The following is a 15,453-nucleotide window of genomic DNA, read 5'->3' on the forward strand; positions in this document are numbered from 1 at the left end:
CTGAAACATGAAGTGCATCATACAACCCAATGCCGGGTCAAGCATGGCGGGGGATGGCGAAGAGAGGCGGAAAACGGTTCGGGCATGTTTGGGAGGGAGTGGGTCACGGAATTTCATGTATTCATCCGGTAGTTTCAAAAGCGAGAAACGCAGTGATCAGACGGCCACCACAATCTTTTCCCACTCACCACTGATCACTCACTGTTTTTCTACTGCCGCTTGCGGGGATCGAAGGCGTCGCGTAGACCGTCGCCCAGCAGTTGGTAACACATGACGGTAAACACGATGAAAAAGCCCGGAATGAGTACCCAAGGCCGCTGGGTAATGCTGGCAAAACCGCCTTCCTGCGCCTGACTGAGCAGGCCGCCCCACGAGACATACGGCTCCACTGCGCCGATGCCGAGGAAGCTGAGGCCCGATTCCAACAAGATGTAGCCGGGAATAGACAGGCTGAGCGTGACGATGATGTAGGTGGTCATGGTGGGCAGCATGTGCCGCCACATGATCCGGCCATTGCCCGCGCCGAGGGCCTGCGCCGCCGACACGAAATCCTGCTCGCGCACGCTGAGCATCTGCCCGCGCACCACCCGCGCCAACCCCCCCCAACCGATGAAGGCCAAGAGGCCCAAGATCATATACAGCGCAAAAATCGGGTTGATGTCCTGCGGAAACACCGCCCGCAGCAAAATAAGCAAAAACAGATTGGGAATGGCGGCCAAGACTTCAACGAGCCGCATGATCAGGGTATCTGCGATGCCGCCGAAAAAAGCTGCCATTGCGCCCATGATCAGGCCGATGACGGTAGAGATCAGCACCGCGCCCACGCCGATGGTGAGCGAGATTTGCGAGGCGTAGATGGTACGGGTAAACAGGTCGCGGCCCAGTGCCTCGCCGCCGAACAGGTACACCTTGCAATTTGGATTTTCGGTGCCCGTACCGAACAGGTGCAGGTTGCCGGTGAACAGGCCCAGCACGCGGTACTCGTCGCCGCGCACGCCAAAGTACACCGGGCAGCGCGTGGTGGTGGGCTTGTACTCGTTCACGAAGGTGTCCATGTTCAGCTGTTGGCCGTACTGGTACACGAATGGCCGCGTGAAACCGCCCGTTTGGGGATCGCGGAACTGAATAGGCGTGGGCGGGTGAAAGCGCGTGATATTGGATGTGGAATAGCTGGACAGGCCATCGGGCGCGATAAACGGCGCGAACAGGGCCAGCGTGTACAGCAGGATCAGCATAGAGCCGCCGATTTTGGCGAGGCGATTCTTGCGGAACTGCGACCAAGCCACCCCGAACTGAGACTGGCTGCGGGGCGGGGCCGACTTGATTGGACGTTCTGGAAGGGTTGTGGTCATAGCTTCCTCAGGAGACCTTGACGCGGGGATCGACGACGGCCAGCAAAATATCGCTGATGACGTTGCCGATGATCAGGAGAACGGTGGTGATGACGGTAAACCCGGCGATCAGATACAGGTCTTGCGTGCCGATCGCCGTAAGCAGCATGGGCGTAATGCCCGGATAGGCGAATACCACTTCTAGAAAGCCGACGCCGCTGATGAGCGCGGGCAACAATCCGCCGATGCCTGCCACGATGGGCAAAATGGCATTGCGGAAGGTGTGCTTCCAAATCGCGGTGCGCTCACTGACGCCTTTGGCCCGCGCTGTACGCACATAGTCCGAGCGCATGACTTCCAGCATTTGGCCGCGAATGACACGGGTCAGGCCCGCCGCGTCCGAAATCGCTAGGACGAGTGCCGGAATAATCAAATGTTTCAAAATATCGAGCATCTGCCCAAATGGGGAGAGTTCTTCAAAGTTGTTGCTGGTCATGCCACCAATAGGAATATCAAGGCCTGTGGCATTGCGGATTTGCAAAATGAAGTAGATAACGATGAGAGCCAGAAAAAAGCTCGGGAAGCCTAGCAGGAAATACAACACGACGTTGACGGCATTGTCGCCGGGGGAATTTTGGCGAACCGCGCCGTACACGCCCAGCGGAATAGAGATGGAATAGTACAGAATCAGGCTCATCAGGGCCAGATACAGCGAGTTGAGAATGCGCGGCCAGATGATGTCTAGAACAGGTTGCTGGTACTGAAACGACAACCCGAAGTCACCCTGAAACATGTTGCCCATCCAGAACAGGTACTGCTGCCAAGCGGGACGGTCTAGGCCGAAATTGCGCTGTAGGGCCGCAATCTGCTCCTCGCTGATGTTGGGATTGAGCTTGGCGGGCGTGAGGAAATCGCCGGGAGCAAGTTGGATGACAAAGAAGATGAGGATGCTGGCAAGAAGGAGCGTCGGAATGGACTGAACCAGCCGCCGCAGGAGAAATGGAATCATGGGCACTCCTGAAAGGTTCACGCGATTGGGGGGTAGCCCGCTTGCGCGAGCCACCCCCCGAATGCGTGCGGGCGGGAGGTTACTTGATGAAAGAGAGCGCCCACATACGGCTGCCGTAGAAGGCATCCATCATGTTACGGGCGAATTCGCCGCCCAGACGCTCGTTGTAGGCCACGTGGTAGTTGCCGCCCACGAGGTAGATCACGGGCTGCAACTCGCCTTCCACCTTCATCAGCTGCCCACCGATGGCGCGGCGCTTGGCGTCATCAAGTTCGGCGTCACCTTGGTAGTACAGCTTGGTCATCAGGCTTTCCTGAGGGGTCAAGCAAGCGCCGTTGGTGGGGTTGTTGTAGCTGTGCAGGTTGCCGCCGCAAGGCGTGACGTTGGTGCCAAAAGACCATACGTTGCCACCCCCACTGAGACCCAGCAAGATGGCGTCGAACGGACGGTTTTCGCCCTTGGAGGTCAGTTGGTTCACGAGGTTGTTGAAGTCGATGGGCGTGAAGTTGACCTTCACACCGACCTTCTTGGCTTCGTCGGCAAAGATGCGGCCCAGTTGCTCACGAACAGTGTTGCCCGCGTTGGTGCTGAGGTTGAACTCCAGTACTTTCCCGGCCTTGTCGACAAGGTAGCCCTGCGCGTTCTTCTTGGTGTAGCCGATCTGAGCAAGCAATTTGCTGGCTTCAGCAAGGTTGTAGGGATACCTCGGCGCGCCCGCAGCCGTACCAGCGGCGATCTGCTGACGGAACACGGGATACACGCTGGAGTAGGTTTCGACGCCCAGACCGCCCAAAGCAAGGTCAACCATCGCCTTACGGTTGGCGATATGGCTCATGGCGCGGCGGAAACGCACGTCCCGGAACAGTTTTTGCTGAGCAGGTTCGGCAGACTTGTTCCAGTTGAAGGTGATCCAAGAGCTTTGTGCCTGTGGGCTGACGTTGGGCAGCAATGTGGCCTTCAGGGTGCCCCCATCAATGGCCCGCTTGGTCTGGGCCAAATCGTCGGCGTTCCGCATCGGAGCCTGATCAATCTGGCCCGCAAGGAAGGCAGCCAACGTCGCGTTGGCGTCGTTCGTTACGCGGTAGGAGAGCTTGTCGAGGTAAGGCAGCGCGTTGCCCCGGCTGTCTTTGTTCCACTCACCCCAGTAGGGATTCTTAGTGAACACGCTGCGCTCTCCGGCGCGGTAGCTTTCCAGCACCCACATGCCCGGCGATACGATCTGGCTGGCAGGCGTACCCAGTGTCCAGAGCTTCTTGATCGCGTCTGCGCCGCCCTCACGGTATGCCTTCCCGAACACATGGTCAGGCCAAGGCGCAAAGCTCATGCGGCCATATGCCGTCGAGCTGACTTGAGGAAAATCAAACTGGAGCGTCAGGTTATCGATTTTCTTGATGGTGATGGGCTTCTTGTTAAGGAAGAAGTTGTCGAAAGAGTTGCTGCCTACCTTGTCGTCGGTGTGAATCTTCCAAGTAGTAATCCAGTCGTCGGCAGTGATGGCTTGTCCGTCGCTGAACTTCATGCCCGGACGGATTTTCACGACAAAGCGCTTGCCGTTGTTGCTGACCACTGGTTTGGCATCGGCCATGTAGGGCAGGAACTCATCATTGCGGGGGTCTTGGAGAAAGAGGCTAGCAGAACCGAACTCGCCGTTCTCCACCATCGTGCCGGGAATGCTGTCGGCTTCTGCCGAGGTAAAGGGGTTGATGGTCTTGAAGTCCGACAAGACGCTGAGACGCAGTTCGCCGCCGCGCTTGTTGGCGGTGTTCTGCTCGGCAGTCCACGCCGCCGGGTACACGAAGGGGGCCGCCGAAGCGGAGGTAGCTGTCAGGGCAAGAGCGATAAACAGAGCTTTTTTCATGGTGTGCCTCCGAAAATTCTGGAAACGCGAAGCAGGCCTTTGGCGGTGGGCCAAGGGCGCATTTCTCGTTGAGCAATCTGTTCCAGCGCCGTCAATATATGAATAGGCTTAGGAGAGGTCAAGCACTGAAGTTACGGATGACTGACATTCGGCGGTCTGCCCTGTGTCATGCCAAACAGTCGTTAGGTTGAACTGAGTATAAGTTTTCAAATGATTAGTCATCTGCTCATAAGTCTCTAATTTTTGAGGACACGCATCTTAATACTCGCGGGGCAGCAAACAGCGGCCCGCCGATTCCGTGACAGGAAGGCGGGCCGACAAAACGTCTTGGCTGGGTCTTTTCGGTATTAAGCCGTTCTACTGCTGTTCAGCGGAGATTCAGCGCGAAATGAAGCTGATCAGCAGGGCCAGTAGCATGAAAAAGCCGCCCAGAATGCTGGTAATCCGCACGAGGCCGCCCTCTACGCCGCGCCCACCGAGCAGCGAGCCACCCGTTGCCATGCTGGCCGAGAGTCCAGCCTGCTTGGGCACTTGCAACAGCACGAAAAAGACGAGGCCCACACAGACGAGGGCGAACAGAACGATGAATAGGGTCAGGATCATGATTTACCTCGGAGGAGTCGGGGCGCACACCAATCTGCACCGCCGCTGTATGTCCACAGTTTACACCAGCCAGTCTGCGCCAATTCTGACCGAGCGCATCGCCCCCACTTCCTTGCGCGCTTATTTCGGCTGCGACAACTCGATAATGCAAATATCGGTGGTGTAGCGGTCTACGGTATCGAAGTGGATGATATGGGTGGTTTTGCCGTCCTTGCCCTGCTCGTTGGTGTAAAACCCCTGCCCCTTGTCCGACGTGTCGCCTATGGGCCTGAAGCCGTCCAGAGTAAACGAGTTGTCGATGGTGGGCTTGACCAGATAGAACGGCGTTCTGGTGATTCGGTACGGCAGGTAGGCTTGCCCACCGCCGCCGTACTTTTTGAGGGCAGTGCAGAGGGTGTGTTCACGGACTTCATAGGGCTTCAGGGCGTCTCGCCAAGGGGCAGCGGAGGCCGCAGACAGGCCCACACAGAGCGCCAGAATGGGAAGGAACAGGGACAGTTTCAAGATGATCTCCTTGGGAAAGGGCAGGTGACAAACAAGCAAAAGCCCCCACGCTAAGCAGGGGCGATTGCAAGACTCTTGGTGCCGAAGGGGGGACTCGAACCCCCACGGTTTCCCGTTCGATTTTGAGTCGAGTGCGTCTACCAATTCCGCCACTCCGGCCTACGCTGGGCCTGCAAATTGCACAGGGTTGGGCGCGGAGCGGATACTAGCGCAAGGAAGGGCGACAGGTCAAACGGGGGCGGAAGGCGGGGCAGCTTCCGGCACTATTTCCGGCACAGCACCGATGCGTGCGCCGATGTCGCGCCGCAGTTGTGCGCCTGCAAAACCCACCCGGTCAGCCAAGGCATAAGCACGGCCCAGCGCGGCGTTGAGGGTATTGGCCGTGGCGGTCACAGCCAACACGCGCCCGCCACTGCTCACCAATTGCTGTTCTTGCAGGGCGGTTCCGGCGTGGTAGATGATCTCCCCTGCCTCGGTGGGTGGAAGCGTGATCGGAATGTTCCGCTGTGGTTCGGCGGGATAACCGGGAGCGGCCAAGATGATGACGGCACTCGCTCCGGCCCGAAACTGCACGGAGTCCGGGTCGAGCTGCCCCTGTGCGGCGTCAAGCGCGTGCTGGCCCAAGTCGGAGTCCAGCAGGGGCAACACCGCTTCGGCCTCAGGATCGCCGAAGCGGGCGTTGAATTCCACCACTTTGGGGCCGCTGGGCGTCAGCATCAGGCCCGCGTACAGCACGCCCGTGTAAGGCAGGCCTTCTTCGCGCATTCCGGCCAACGTGCGCTCGATGATGTCGGATTTGATGACAGCCAAGGCTTCGGCAGGCAAAGGGAACGGACAGATGACGCCCATGCCGCCGGTCATGGGGCCAACATCGCCTTCAAAAATAGTCTTGTGATCCTGACTCGGCGGCGTGAGGGCGTAGCGCACGCCGTCGGTGAGGGCCAGCACGGTCACTTCTTGCCCGGTCATGAAGTCTTCGATGACCGCACTCGCACCAGCTTGACTAAAAATATCGTGCAGCGCGGCCTCGGCCTCTAGGTGGGTGTGGGCAATCGTGACGCCCTTGCCCGCCCGCAGGCCCGCGTCTTTGATGACGGTGGGCAGGGGGCAGAGGGCCGCGTGCGCCAACGCTTCTGCCAGATTGTCGAAGGCCCGGTGCTGCGCGGTGGGAATGCCGTGACGGGTCATGAAGGCCTTGCTCCACGCCTTGTCGCCCTCCAGACGGCTGGCGGCGCGGGTGGGGCCGAAGGCAGGCACGCCGCGCGCCGTGCAGGCATCCACCACGCCCGCTGCGAGGGAGGCTTCCGGCCCCACGATGACCACATCCACGCCCTCCTGCACGGCCAATTCCGCGAGGCTCTCGGCGTCTTGCGGGCCAGAGATGACGCGGGCCAGCGCCGCAATGCCGGGGTTGCCGGGGGTACACAGCACCTCGTGACCGCTGCGGGCGCAGGCATGCACAATGGCGTGTTCGCGCCCACCGCTGCCGATGACCAGCACGCGCATCAGCGGGCCGCCTGCGTTGATTCTGCCGCTGTTGATTCCGCCTGTGCGGATTCTTGCCCGGATGCCGGGGCACGCGCCGCCTGCCGTTGCCAGTAACGCACCAACCCCTGCACACTCATCCACGGTGGGCAAGCGAACTCGTAGCGGGCGGGCAAATCGGGGCTTTCGCTGTGCAGTTCGGCCAGCAGCGCGGCGGTAAAGGCGTCCGACAGGGCTTGTGGTTCCTGCCCGGCCAGCAAGCCCGCCTGAATGCGCTGTGCATCGGTGTGAAGATTAGCCAGCAGCGCGTCCCAGTGCGCCCCGGCTTGGGCATACGCTCCGAAATGGGCCAGATGCAGGGTGCGGGCGTCCACCTCGCGCAGCAGGGCAATGCTGGCCCGCCAAGCCTCCAAGTCGATGTCGGGCGGCGGCGTGGGGGCGCGGGGCGATTGGCGTTCGTCCAGCCGGATTCCGCCCACGTCGCCCACGAACAGATCATCTCCGACGTGGTAGGCGAGGTGATGCACCGCGTGGCCGGGGGTGTACAGCGGCAGCACGTCGGTTTGACCCAACCGCAACGTTTCGCCGCCCGCCAGCACGGTCAAGCGTTCGGCGGGCACAGGCAGGAATTCGCCCCAGAGGCTTTCCATAGAATCGCCGTAAATTTGTGTGGCACTCGCCACCAAGCGTTCGGGCCGCGACAGGTGCGCCGCGCCGCGTGTCTGCACGTAGACCCGCGCCCCCGGCACCCGCGCCAGCAGCGTTCCCGCCGCCCCGGCATGATCCAGATGAATATGGGTGAGCAGCACATGGCGAACATCATCCAGACGTGCGCCCAGCGCCGCTAAACCCGCTGCCAGCGCGGGCAGAGTGGAGCTGGGGCCAGTGTCTACGAGGGCCAAACCGTCGCCAGTCTCGAAGACGGCAGAGGCCACCACGCCCGGCGTGCCTTGAAAGTGCAGATCGACAGTCTGCACCGTGCCTACGCTCAGGCCCATTACGCCAGACCCGCGATACGTGCGCCTGCCAGCACCGCCGCCGCCGCGTACTGCACGCCCGCGATAGCCCGGATGACCCGCACGTTGGCCGCCGCCTTCATGGGGCCGTAGGTCAGGGCCAGAATCAATGTTGCACTGAGAACGATAAATACCACCACCAACCAGAGAACCATGCCCGGAAGCATACCAACCCGGCGCGGGCGGGCAACGCAACGGGGCAGCGCAGAGGGGCAACTCAGGCTGACGCTGACTACAACTAAGTGCTGACTAGCTGATGTCAGACTTACTTGATTAAGACTTACCGTTACTTATTGTTCACTTCGGCGGTGACGGTCTTGAAAGAGTGGCTCTTTTATGCTGAAGCCCTACAACCTGTCTGCACCGTTTGTCTGCACTGTTCTGGAGACAGTTCCAGAAATCGACTGACCTTCCCAGCGTCGGCAGACTTTGCCTGTGCAGTTTGCCCCCGCAGATTTGGCCCCACAACCCAGACCCGTTCCCGCCCAAGCACCAAAAGGATCAAATGAAACCCACTCTGTTCGCTGCCCGTACCCTCACCGCCACCCTGCTGACCCTGCTGCTGGCCGCTCCGCACGCCGAGGCCCGCACCCTCTCTCAAATCAAGGCTTCCGGCGTACTGCGCGTGGCGACGCCTGCCGATGTGCCGCCCTTTTCGCTGGTCAACGCGGGCAAACATTTCGGCTTTGAGGCAGAACTGCTCGAGGCGTTGGCCGCTGATCTGGGCGTCAAGGTGACTTACGAAATTGCGCGCATTGATCAACTGACCACGCTGTTGCAAGACGACAAAGTAGACGTAGCGATCAGTGCGCTGGGCATCACCAGCACCCGTGAAAACAAGGTGGACTTTACGGCCCCCACCGCCTGCCTCGGCGTCTCGGTGGTCTCGCTCGATCCCAATATCAACGTTCACACCGACTTGAAAGACAAGAAGATCGGCGTGATCGCGGGTTCGATCATGACCTCGTATGTGCAGAAGCTGCCCTTCGACAAAAAAGTGAACGTGTACCCCAGCAACAACGATGTGGTCATGGCCGTGTTTTCCAAGGCCGTAGACGCGACGGTGGCCTACAGCGTGGCCGAAGGCATGGTCAAAACGCTGTATCCCAAGGCCAACATTCACTTCGGCCCCCCCTTGTGGAGCGTGCCGATTGGCATGATGGTGCGTGAGGACAACGACAGCACCCGCTTCGCCCTGAATCTGGGCCTGATCAAGATGCAGCGCAGCAGCGCTTATGCGGCGCTGAGTACCAAGTACTTTGGCAAGGATCTACGCTGTAAGAGCTGAGTGAGAATCAGGACGGTCTACGGGCCTAGGGTTTGAGGAAGGTCAAGAGCTACAGCACGCCGATTTCTTCCGGCCCACCAAAACAAATCAGCGCCCCCGACACACTAGGGCGCTGATTTTTACTGTGCCGACCTCTACCGGTTGCTGCTGATGGCAATCAGGGTGTCCCAGTCGTCGGGCTGTTTGGGATCGTCCAGCGCGGCGCGGTTGCGGCCCACGAAGCCGCATTTCTGGCACTCGTGCACGATGACCCAGCCTTTTTTGCCGCTCTGGTCTACGTTTATGGGGGCCATCAGGCCGTGGCAAGTGCTGGCGCGGTCTCCCGGCAAGATGTCCACGTGTTTGCTGTGCAGGCAGTGGGGGCAGTGGTTCCGCACGCTGCCGTTGCTGAGGGGCAACACTTCCTGCCCGCAGTGGCCGCACACGAACGGGTTATTGGTGCCCTGCACGGTAAAACGGCGCATGCCGGTCTCGCTGGGCTGGCTCATCGGCGGCCTGCTTCCTTGGCGGCCTGATCCCTATTGGCCTGCCTGCCCGCCGACGTGCGCGACAGCCAGCGGGCATCGAGGAAGGCGCGAATGGCGGGCGTGGCCACCAAAGCCGTGCCCAGCAGCAAAAACGCGATCCCAGCAATGCTGATGACCCAGCCTTGCCAACTGACGCTGCCCGCCAGCATACCCACGATAAAAACCAGCAGCCCCGCCGCCATGCACAGGCTGAGCGTAATGCGCCACGCCCACACGCTGCCGCGCCAGACCTGCCCCAGCAGCACCGCCGTTCCACAGGCGTACAGGATATTGCGGGCCAGATTCCCCGTTTGGCCTTGGATCAGTCCACCCAGAAACGGCGTGACGGTGAGCATGAAGATGCACAGCAGCACCGCCAGCGTCGGCACACGCCCGCGCTCGGCCAATGTGGGCAGGGAGGAAGATGGAGTGGGGCGGCGGGTCTGACTCACGGCTCTATTTCACCACAGGCGGCGCGGGACAACCGGGACAGGGGTTACGGGTGCGGCGACAGGCTAGGGCACAAGCTCTACGGCAGGACGTTTCTCCGCTAACTTAACGCATGCCTGCACCCGCCCTTCAGCTTCTCAGCGTGAATATCGGCCAGCCCACCGCCCTCACCATCGGCCCCGACAGCGCCGCCCCACGCACCGAAATCACGGGCATTCATAAGCAGGCCGCAGTGGGCCGGGTGCGTGTGGCACGGCTGGGACTGGAAGGCGATCATGTGATGGACACTAAACACCACGGCGGCCCCGGTCAGGCGGTCTACGTGTACACGCAGGAAGATTACGACCACTGGGCCGAAGAATTGGGCGAATCCCTAGACCCCGGCACTTACGGCGAGAACCTGCTGATGGCCGGGCTGGAATCGGCAACAGTGCGCGTGGGCGAACGCTTTTGGGTGGGGAGCGCCGTGCTGGAGGCCACCGCCGCCCGGATTCCCTGCATGGTGCTGGCCGCCCGCATGAACGATCTGGGCTTCGTGAAACGCTTTGCGCGGGTGCGCCGCCCCGGTTTTTATGCCCGCGTGATTCAGGAAGGCGACGTGGGGCAGGGCGATCCCGTGCGCCGCGAGGCTGCCCCGGACGGCGCTCCCAGCATCGTGGATACCTTTGATTTGTGGTTCAGCCAGTCGCGTGACCCGGATGAGATGCGGCGCTACCTGAATTACCCGCTGGCCGAGCGACTGCGGACGGATATCGAGGAGTGGCTGGGGGCGGTTCGGGCGTAACTGGTAACCCCCTCTAGCTTCTCAATGCCCCGCCTTGGAGGGGAGGACACTGACCACTCACCTTCTGACTTAAGCCCTGACTTAGGCCCGCAGTTTGTCGCCGTAATACTTGCGGAGCTTGGCGACTTTGGGCGCGATGACCGCCATGCAGTAGGGCTGCCGCGCATTGTTGGCGTAGTAGTCCTGATGGTACGCCTCGGCTACATGGAACGTCGTCGCGGGTTCGATGCTCGTGACGATGGGGCGGTCAAACACAGCCTGCGCGGTCAGGTCTGCAATGACTTCACGGGTGTCTTGCTCCTGCTGAGGCGTCAGGGGAAACACGGCGCTGCGGTACTGCGTGCCCGCGTCGCCGCCCTGACGGTTGAGCGTGGTGGGATCGTGCGTGGCAAAAAATAGCCCCAGCAAGTCACGGAAGCTGACCTGCGCCGGATCGAAAGTGACGCGAATGGCCTCGGCGTGCCCGGTGGTGCCGCTGCACACGCTGTCGTAATCGGGCCGGGGTGTGTGGCCGCCGATATAGCCGCTCTCTACTTTTTGCACGCCGCGCACATCTACCATCACGGCTTCGGTACACCAAAAGCAGCCGCCCGCAAGGATGGCTTGTTGCGTCGTGGCTGGTTGCGTCGGCTGAGTCATGCCCCCATTCTGCCGCGCACAGGCCAAGATGAAGGCGCGGGAAGGCACGGTTGGGCTTGTGGCGCTTCAATGACTACACCTCATCATCGGCGGGCAGCGGCGCTTCGGTGGGATCGGCCTGCTCCAATGCATTGCCAAACGACACTTCTTGGTAGGGATGTTCGCCCTGCTCGGTGGGCAAGTGCGCGTCTGGGGCCGGGTGCCGGATGGTGATTTTTGGGGCGTCGGGCGTGGGCTGGCCTGGGTGGGTCATGGCTCCAGTGTGCGCGTGCGGGATGTCGGGTGGGTCAGGTGGCCTTGGGAAGTGTCTAAGGGTCTAGGGTTTGAGGGTCTAAGAAACGGTAAGGGCAACGACATTTCTGAATCCCATTCAGGTGAACAGCAACCGGGCCGCGACCAGCAGCACGATTCCGCCGTACATCCATTTCACGAAGGCGCTGCCCCGGAGCATCGCCATGCGTGCGCCCAGGTAAGCTCCGGCGGCGTTGGCGAGGCCCATCGGGAGGCCGATCCACCAGACCATTTGGCCGCCGATCAGGAAAAACAGGAACGCGCCGAGGTTGGTGGCGAAGTTGATGGTGCGGGCATTGCCGCTGGCCCGCACGAGATTGAAGCCGACGAGGGCGAACAGGAACATCAGAAAGGTGCCTGTGCCGGGGCCGAGGAAGCCGTCGTACACACCGATGATCAGCGCACCGGGCAGCGTGAGGGCCAGTGTGCGGTTGGTCAGGCCCGGATAGCGGTCTTCTAGGCCGAAGCGTTTGTTCGCCAGCACCAGCGCCCCCACACCCAAAATGACCACGCCGACGAGTGTGCGGAAGGTGTTGGGGTCTACGAACCGCACCAGAAACGCGCCCAACGCGCTGCCGATCAGGGCCAGCGGAATCAGCCGCAGCACCAGCGCCCGGTCTACATGCCCCTTGCGCCAATACTGCACGGTGGCACTGCCCGAACCGAAAATAGCCATCAGTTTATTGGTGGCAACAGCCTGCGCCGGACTAAGGCCCATGAAAAACAGCGTGGGCAGCGTAATCGTGCCGCCGCCGCCTGCTACGGCGTCTATAAAGCCCGCCAAGAAAGCCAGCGGCAGGCCGTAGAGCAGGACTTCGGGGCCGGGAGTAAACAGTTCGGGCACGGGGGGCAGGATAGGGGAAATGGGGGGCGGCGGTTTGGGGGAGTCTAAGGGTCTAAGGCAGGGCAATCGCTGGCGCTCACTCACCCCCTCTGCTTCGCAGCTCTACGAGTCCCAGCCTCCCCCCTCAAGGGTGAGGAGCGAACACCCACGACACTGCCGCCCCACACCGTCTCCGCCCGAATGCGCGTGAGGCCGTCGTCCACGCAGTGGGCGGGCCAATTCCATTCCGGAATGAACTGGCACTTCCGCTTCAGATGAACAGACAAGCCGACTCAAAACGCGACAAGATCAATCCTGCCCAGTGCAACGTAAACTCCCCTGACCCCTGTGGGGGCGGGGGCTGGGGGGTGGGGGGTGGGGGGTGGGGGGTGGGGGAAAGCGTGGGAGCAACCTCAGAACGCCGTCCAACCTGAATACCACCATTCAACCCACACGTCCCGACAACCCCCGCCCCCCTCTCCCCCATTCCTGCTAGCCTCGCCCCCATGACCACGCCCGCCACCCCGTCCGCCGATTCTGCCCCCCTGCCGCCCCCCCTGTTCGATACGGCTGTGGTTGCAGGCGTCGGGTTGATCGGCGGCAGCGTGGCGCTGGGACTGCGGCAACGGTTCTTGGCAAGGCGGGTCATCGGCTACGACGCCAACCCGGACGTGCTGCGGGAAGCCGAAGCGTTGGGCGTGGTGGACGAAGTGCGGGCCATGCCCGGTGAATGGCTGCGCGGGGCCGACTTGGTGGTGCTGGCCGCGCCGATGCGAGCGCTGACGCCGCTGGCCCGTGACCTCGCGCCGTACTTGAACCCGGCGGCCCTCGTGACCGATGTAGGCAGCGTGAAGGCCGGAATTGCCGCCGAGATGGAGGCGCTGGGCGTGCGAAATTTTGTGCCCGGACACCCGATGGCAGGCAGCGAGCGCGGCGGCGTGACCCATGCGCGGGCGGCGCTGCTGGAAAACGCCGTGTGGGTGCTGACGCCCACCGATCACACGCCCCTCACTGCCCTGAGCCGCGCCCGAATGTTGGTGGAGCATTTGGGCGCGGCCCCGGTAGTCATGCCGCCGGAGGCCCACGACGCATTAGTCGCCACCGTCAGCCACCTGCCGTACCTCGCCAGTCTGGCCCTGACGCATATGGTGGCCCGCGATGAACGCCTGAGCCTGCTGGCCGCCGGGGGATTCCGTGACCTGACCCGCGTGGCGAGCGGCGATCCGCGCATGAGCCGCGACATGGTGGTGGAAAACAAAGTGGCCCTCCGCGAAGCTCTGGCCCGTTTTCGGCGACAGTTGGAGCGCCTAGAGGCCGACCTGGACGAACCCGAAGAGCTGTTGGCCGCCGCCACCGAGGGCAAGCGCACCCGCGACAGCCTGCCTGTGGTGCGCCGCAGCCTGCTGCCGCCCAAGCACGATCTGGTGGTGGCCGTGCCCGACAAGCCCAACCAAATTGGCGCGGTCACTCAGGCGCTTGGGGCGGCGGGCGTGAACATCAAAGATATAGAGGTGCTGGCGATCCGCGAGGACGGCGGCGCGATGCGGCTGGGGCTGGAAACGCTGGAAGATGTGGCCCACGCCAGCCAGATTTTGCGGGAAGCGGGCTTCGAGGTACGCGGGCGAAGCTGAAGCCAGCGCAGGAGCTTTTTTGGCCGATTCTGCCGCCGAGTTTCCCCTTTTCTCATGATGAACAACCTTGAGCAGCTGAATGCTTTTGCCCCGGCATTTTCCCGCTACAGTAACCTATCCAATGACGGCGCTTCCCCCACCCCTCTCCTCTTCGCCGCCCGCCAGCGGCCCCGCCGTCCGCACTCCGGCCCGCCTGACGCCCATCGACACCTTCCGGGGCCTCACGATTTTGGAAGTCGTGGCGCACCACGCCAGCGGCATGGCCCTGCGGCAAGCCGAAGCCGGATCGACGACTTACGAACTGCTGCTGATCCTCAACCGCACGCTGCATTTTGCCGTGCCCGCTTTCGTGTTCCTGTCGGCGGTGGTGCTAACCCGCAGCCTGCTCAAGCGCTTTGATCCGGGGCGTTACTTTTGGCGGCGGCTGACGCGGGGGGCGTGGCCGTACCTGCTCTGGAGTGCTTTGTATATCGGCTGGTACGTGTGGACGGGCCAGCGCACGCCCGATACCCTCACCGATCCGGCCCGCTGGCGCGACTGGCTGCTGTACGGGAAGGCCAGTTTTCACCTGTATTTTTTGCTGGTGGCGCTGGAAGTGTACGTGGTGCTGCCCTTCTTGCTGCCGCTGGCCCGCCGCAAACCCAGCATCACGGCGGCCCTCCTGATCGGGCTGGCGGTGCAACTGGGCCTGTACCTGCTGAACCGCGAAGTGTTGCGGCTGCCTTTTCCGGCCAGTACGGTGCTGTGGTACGCCTTGCCCATTGTGCTGGGGGTGGCGGTCGGCTCACGGCTAGAAGAATTTCAGGCGTGGTGGCGCAAGCGCCGTCTGTTGCTGCTGCCGCTGCTGGTGGCCGCCTACGCGCTGTATTTGCCTGTGGCCCTCGCCTATGCTGGCGGCACGCCCGTGACCCCGGTGGTCTACAGCGGCCTCAGCTGGACATACACCGCGCTGGTGGCCCTGACGTTGTTGGGCCTCGCCTACCGCCTAGAGCGCGGCCCCGACTGGCTGCGGCGCGGCGTGGCCACCATCGGCACGGTCAGCCTACAAATTTACCTGATTCACCCCGCCGTTTTGCAGTTGCTGGAGCGGCGCGGGTTTCCCGACGGGCGGCCCATAGGCTTGCTGCTGACGACTGCGTTGTACGCCCTGATCGCGTTGGCGCTCCCTGCCCTGCTGGGGCGCTTGCTGCTGGGGACAAAGGTGGGCACATTCCTGTTTGGCCGCTAGAGCGTTG

17 protein-coding genes and 1 tRNA gene are annotated in these 15,453 nt (G+C 62.1%); 4 read left to right on the forward strand and 14 right to left on the reverse strand.

Features of this window, described 5'->3' with window-relative positions; all coding sequences use genetic code 11:
- Nucleotides 1-209 precede the first annotated feature (209 nt).
- The 9 genes from SU48_RS09160 to SU48_RS13935 form a co-directional block, all read right to left on the reverse strand.
- Nucleotides 210-1,352 (reverse strand): ABC transporter permease, encoded by a 1,143-nt coding sequence (locus SU48_RS09160; protein ID WP_064014990.1) that lies wholly within the window; start codon nt 1,350-1,352, stop codon nt 210-212.
- Between the two features lie 7 nt (nt 1,353-1,359).
- Nucleotides 1,360-2,340 carry an ABC transporter permease gene (locus SU48_RS09165; RefSeq protein ID WP_064015965.1) on the reverse strand — a complete coding sequence of 327 codons (981 nt, stop codon included), beginning with the start codon at nt 2,338-2,340 and terminating at the stop codon, nt 1,360-1,362.
- A gap of 79 nt (nt 2,341-2,419) precedes the next feature.
- On the reverse strand, nt 2,420-4,198 hold the full coding sequence (locus SU48_RS09170) for an ABC transporter substrate-binding protein (RefSeq protein WP_064014991.1): 1,779 nt from the start codon (nt 4,196-4,198) through the stop codon (nt 2,420-2,422).
- Between the two features lie 378 nt (nt 4,199-4,576).
- Complete coding sequence (gene secG, locus SU48_RS09175; RefSeq protein WP_064014992.1) at nt 4,577-4,801, reverse strand: preprotein translocase subunit SecG; 225 nt, start codon at nt 4,799-4,801, stop codon at nt 4,577-4,579.
- A 120-nt stretch (nt 4,802-4,921) separates the two neighbouring features.
- Entirely contained in the window at nt 4,922-5,305 is a 384-nt protein-coding gene (locus SU48_RS09180) for a hypothetical protein (protein ID WP_157451136.1), read from the reverse strand.
- A gap of 76 nt (nt 5,306-5,381) precedes the next feature.
- A tRNA-Leu gene (locus SU48_RS09185) sits at nt 5,382-5,464 on the reverse strand.
- 69 nt (nt 5,465-5,533) lie between these two features.
- A complete protein-coding gene (gene purD / locus SU48_RS09190; protein ID WP_064014994.1) occupies nt 5,534-6,811 on the reverse strand; it encodes a phosphoribosylamine--glycine ligase in 1,278 nt (425 codons plus the stop codon).
- Entirely contained in the window at nt 6,811-7,788 is a 978-nt protein-coding gene (locus SU48_RS09195; protein ID WP_064014995.1) for an MBL fold metallo-hydrolase, read from the reverse strand. Before SU48_RS09195 ends, purD begins: the two co-directional genes overlap by 1 nt.
- Nucleotides 7,788-7,961 (reverse strand): hypothetical protein, encoded by a 174-nt coding sequence (locus SU48_RS13935; protein ID WP_197474636.1) that lies wholly within the window; start codon nt 7,959-7,961, stop codon nt 7,788-7,790. The genes SU48_RS09195 and SU48_RS13935 overlap by 1 nt, the downstream gene beginning before the upstream one ends.
- A 350-nt stretch (nt 7,962-8,311) precedes the next feature.
- Here SU48_RS13935 and SU48_RS09200 point away from each other — a divergent pair, with 350 nt between their 5' ends.
- Nucleotides 8,312-9,094: a substrate-binding periplasmic protein gene (locus SU48_RS09200; protein ID WP_064014996.1), complete on the forward strand. Its 783-nt coding sequence runs from the start codon at nt 8,312-8,314 to the stop codon at nt 9,092-9,094.
- Between the two features lie 134 nt (nt 9,095-9,228).
- On the opposite strand, the gene SU48_RS09205 is transcribed toward SU48_RS09200, so the two are convergent.
- Both SU48_RS09205 and SU48_RS09210 read right to left on the reverse strand, forming a co-directional pair.
- On the reverse strand, nt 9,229-9,582 hold the full coding sequence (locus SU48_RS09205) for an RNHCP domain-containing protein (RefSeq protein WP_064014997.1): 354 nt from the start codon (nt 9,580-9,582) through the stop codon (nt 9,229-9,231).
- Nucleotides 9,579-10,052 (reverse strand): hypothetical protein, encoded by a 474-nt coding sequence (locus tag SU48_RS09210; RefSeq protein ID WP_082869733.1) that lies wholly within the window; start codon nt 10,050-10,052, stop codon nt 9,579-9,581. The genes SU48_RS09205 and SU48_RS09210 overlap by 4 nt, the downstream gene beginning before the upstream one ends.
- 110 nt (nt 10,053-10,162) lie before the next feature.
- Between SU48_RS09210 and SU48_RS09215 the strand changes: the two genes are divergently transcribed.
- Nucleotides 10,163-10,834, forward strand: a complete 672-nt coding sequence (locus SU48_RS09215; protein WP_064014999.1) for an MOSC domain-containing protein — start codon at nt 10,163-10,165, stop codon at nt 10,832-10,834.
- 81 nt (nt 10,835-10,915) lie between these two features.
- Here the strand turns inward: SU48_RS09215 and msrA are convergent, their stop codons facing one another.
- The 3 genes from msrA to SU48_RS09230 form a co-directional block, all read right to left on the reverse strand.
- On the reverse strand, nt 10,916-11,473 hold the full coding sequence (gene msrA, locus SU48_RS09220; protein WP_064015000.1) for a peptide-methionine (S)-S-oxide reductase MsrA: 558 nt from the start codon (nt 11,471-11,473) through the stop codon (nt 10,916-10,918).
- A gap of 73 nt (nt 11,474-11,546) precedes the next feature.
- Complete coding sequence (locus SU48_RS09225) at nt 11,547-11,726, reverse strand: hypothetical protein (RefSeq protein ID WP_064015001.1); 180 nt, start codon at nt 11,724-11,726, stop codon at nt 11,547-11,549.
- 117 nt (nt 11,727-11,843) lie between these two features.
- Complete coding sequence (locus tag SU48_RS09230; protein ID WP_197474637.1) at nt 11,844-12,608, reverse strand: TSUP family transporter; 765 nt, start codon at nt 12,606-12,608, stop codon at nt 11,844-11,846.
- A 485-nt stretch (nt 12,609-13,093) separates the two neighbouring features.
- Here SU48_RS09230 and SU48_RS09235 point away from each other — a divergent pair, with 485 nt between their 5' ends.
- Both SU48_RS09235 and SU48_RS09240 read left to right on the forward strand, forming a co-directional pair.
- Nucleotides 13,094-14,218, forward strand: a complete 1,125-nt coding sequence (locus tag SU48_RS09235; protein ID WP_064015002.1) for a prephenate dehydrogenase — start codon at nt 13,094-13,096, stop codon at nt 14,216-14,218.
- A gap of 121 nt (nt 14,219-14,339) precedes the next feature.
- Nucleotides 14,340-15,446 (forward strand): acyltransferase, encoded by a 1,107-nt coding sequence (locus SU48_RS09240; RefSeq protein ID WP_064015003.1) that lies wholly within the window; start codon nt 14,340-14,342, stop codon nt 15,444-15,446.
- Nucleotides 15,447-15,453: the final 7 nt, after the last annotated feature.

The sequence above is a fragment of the Deinococcus puniceus genome, assembly GCF_001644565.1.
In the GTDB taxonomy this organism is placed as follows: Bacteria; Deinococcota; Deinococci; order Deinococcales; family Deinococcaceae; genus Deinococcus; species Deinococcus puniceus.

Excerpts from the sequence above, each read along its gene's own strand:
- purD (WP_064014994.1), bottom strand. The coding sequence starts at position 6,811 with ATGCGCGTGCTGGTCATCGGCAGCGGTGGGCGCGAACACGCCATTGTG.
- SU48_RS09240 (WP_064015003.1), top strand. The coding sequence starts at position 14,340 with ATGACGGCGCTTCCCCCACCCCTCTCCTCTTCGCCGCCCGCCAGCGGC.
- SU48_RS09235 (WP_064015002.1), top strand. The coding sequence starts at position 13,094 with ATGACCACGCCCGCCACCCCGTCCGCCGATTCTGCCCCCCTGCCGCCC.
- SU48_RS09205 (WP_064014997.1), bottom strand. The coding sequence starts at position 9,582 with ATGAGCCAGCCCAGCGAGACCGGCATGCGCCGTTTTACCGTGCAGGGC.
- SU48_RS09215 (WP_064014999.1), top strand. The coding sequence starts at position 10,163 with ATGCCTGCACCCGCCCTTCAGCTTCTCAGCGTGAATATCGGCCAGCCC.
- SU48_RS09170 (WP_064014991.1), bottom strand. The coding sequence starts at position 4,198 with ATGAAAAAAGCTCTGTTTATCGCTCTTGCCCTGACAGCTACCTCCGCT.
- SU48_RS13935 (WP_197474636.1), bottom strand. The coding sequence starts at position 7,961 with ATGGTTCTCTGGTTGGTGGTGGTATTTATCGTTCTCAGTGCAACATTG.
- msrA (WP_064015000.1), bottom strand. The coding sequence starts at position 11,473 with ATGACTCAGCCGACGCAACCAGCCACGACGCAACAAGCCATCCTTGCG.
- SU48_RS09165 (WP_064015965.1), bottom strand. The coding sequence starts at position 2,340 with ATGATTCCATTTCTCCTGCGGCGGCTGGTTCAGTCCATTCCGACGCTC.
- SU48_RS09200 (WP_064014996.1), top strand. The coding sequence starts at position 8,312 with ATGAAACCCACTCTGTTCGCTGCCCGTACCCTCACCGCCACCCTGCTG.
- SU48_RS09225 (WP_064015001.1), bottom strand. The coding sequence starts at position 11,726 with ATGACCCACCCAGGCCAGCCCACGCCCGACGCCCCAAAAATCACCATC.
- SU48_RS09195 (WP_064014995.1), bottom strand. The coding sequence starts at position 7,788 with ATGGGCCTGAGCGTAGGCACGGTGCAGACTGTCGATCTGCACTTTCAA.
- secG (WP_064014992.1), bottom strand. The coding sequence starts at position 4,801 with ATGATCCTGACCCTATTCATCGTTCTGTTCGCCCTCGTCTGTGTGGGC.
- SU48_RS09160 (WP_064014990.1), bottom strand. The coding sequence starts at position 1,352 with ATGACCACAACCCTTCCAGAACGTCCAATCAAGTCGGCCCCGCCCCGC.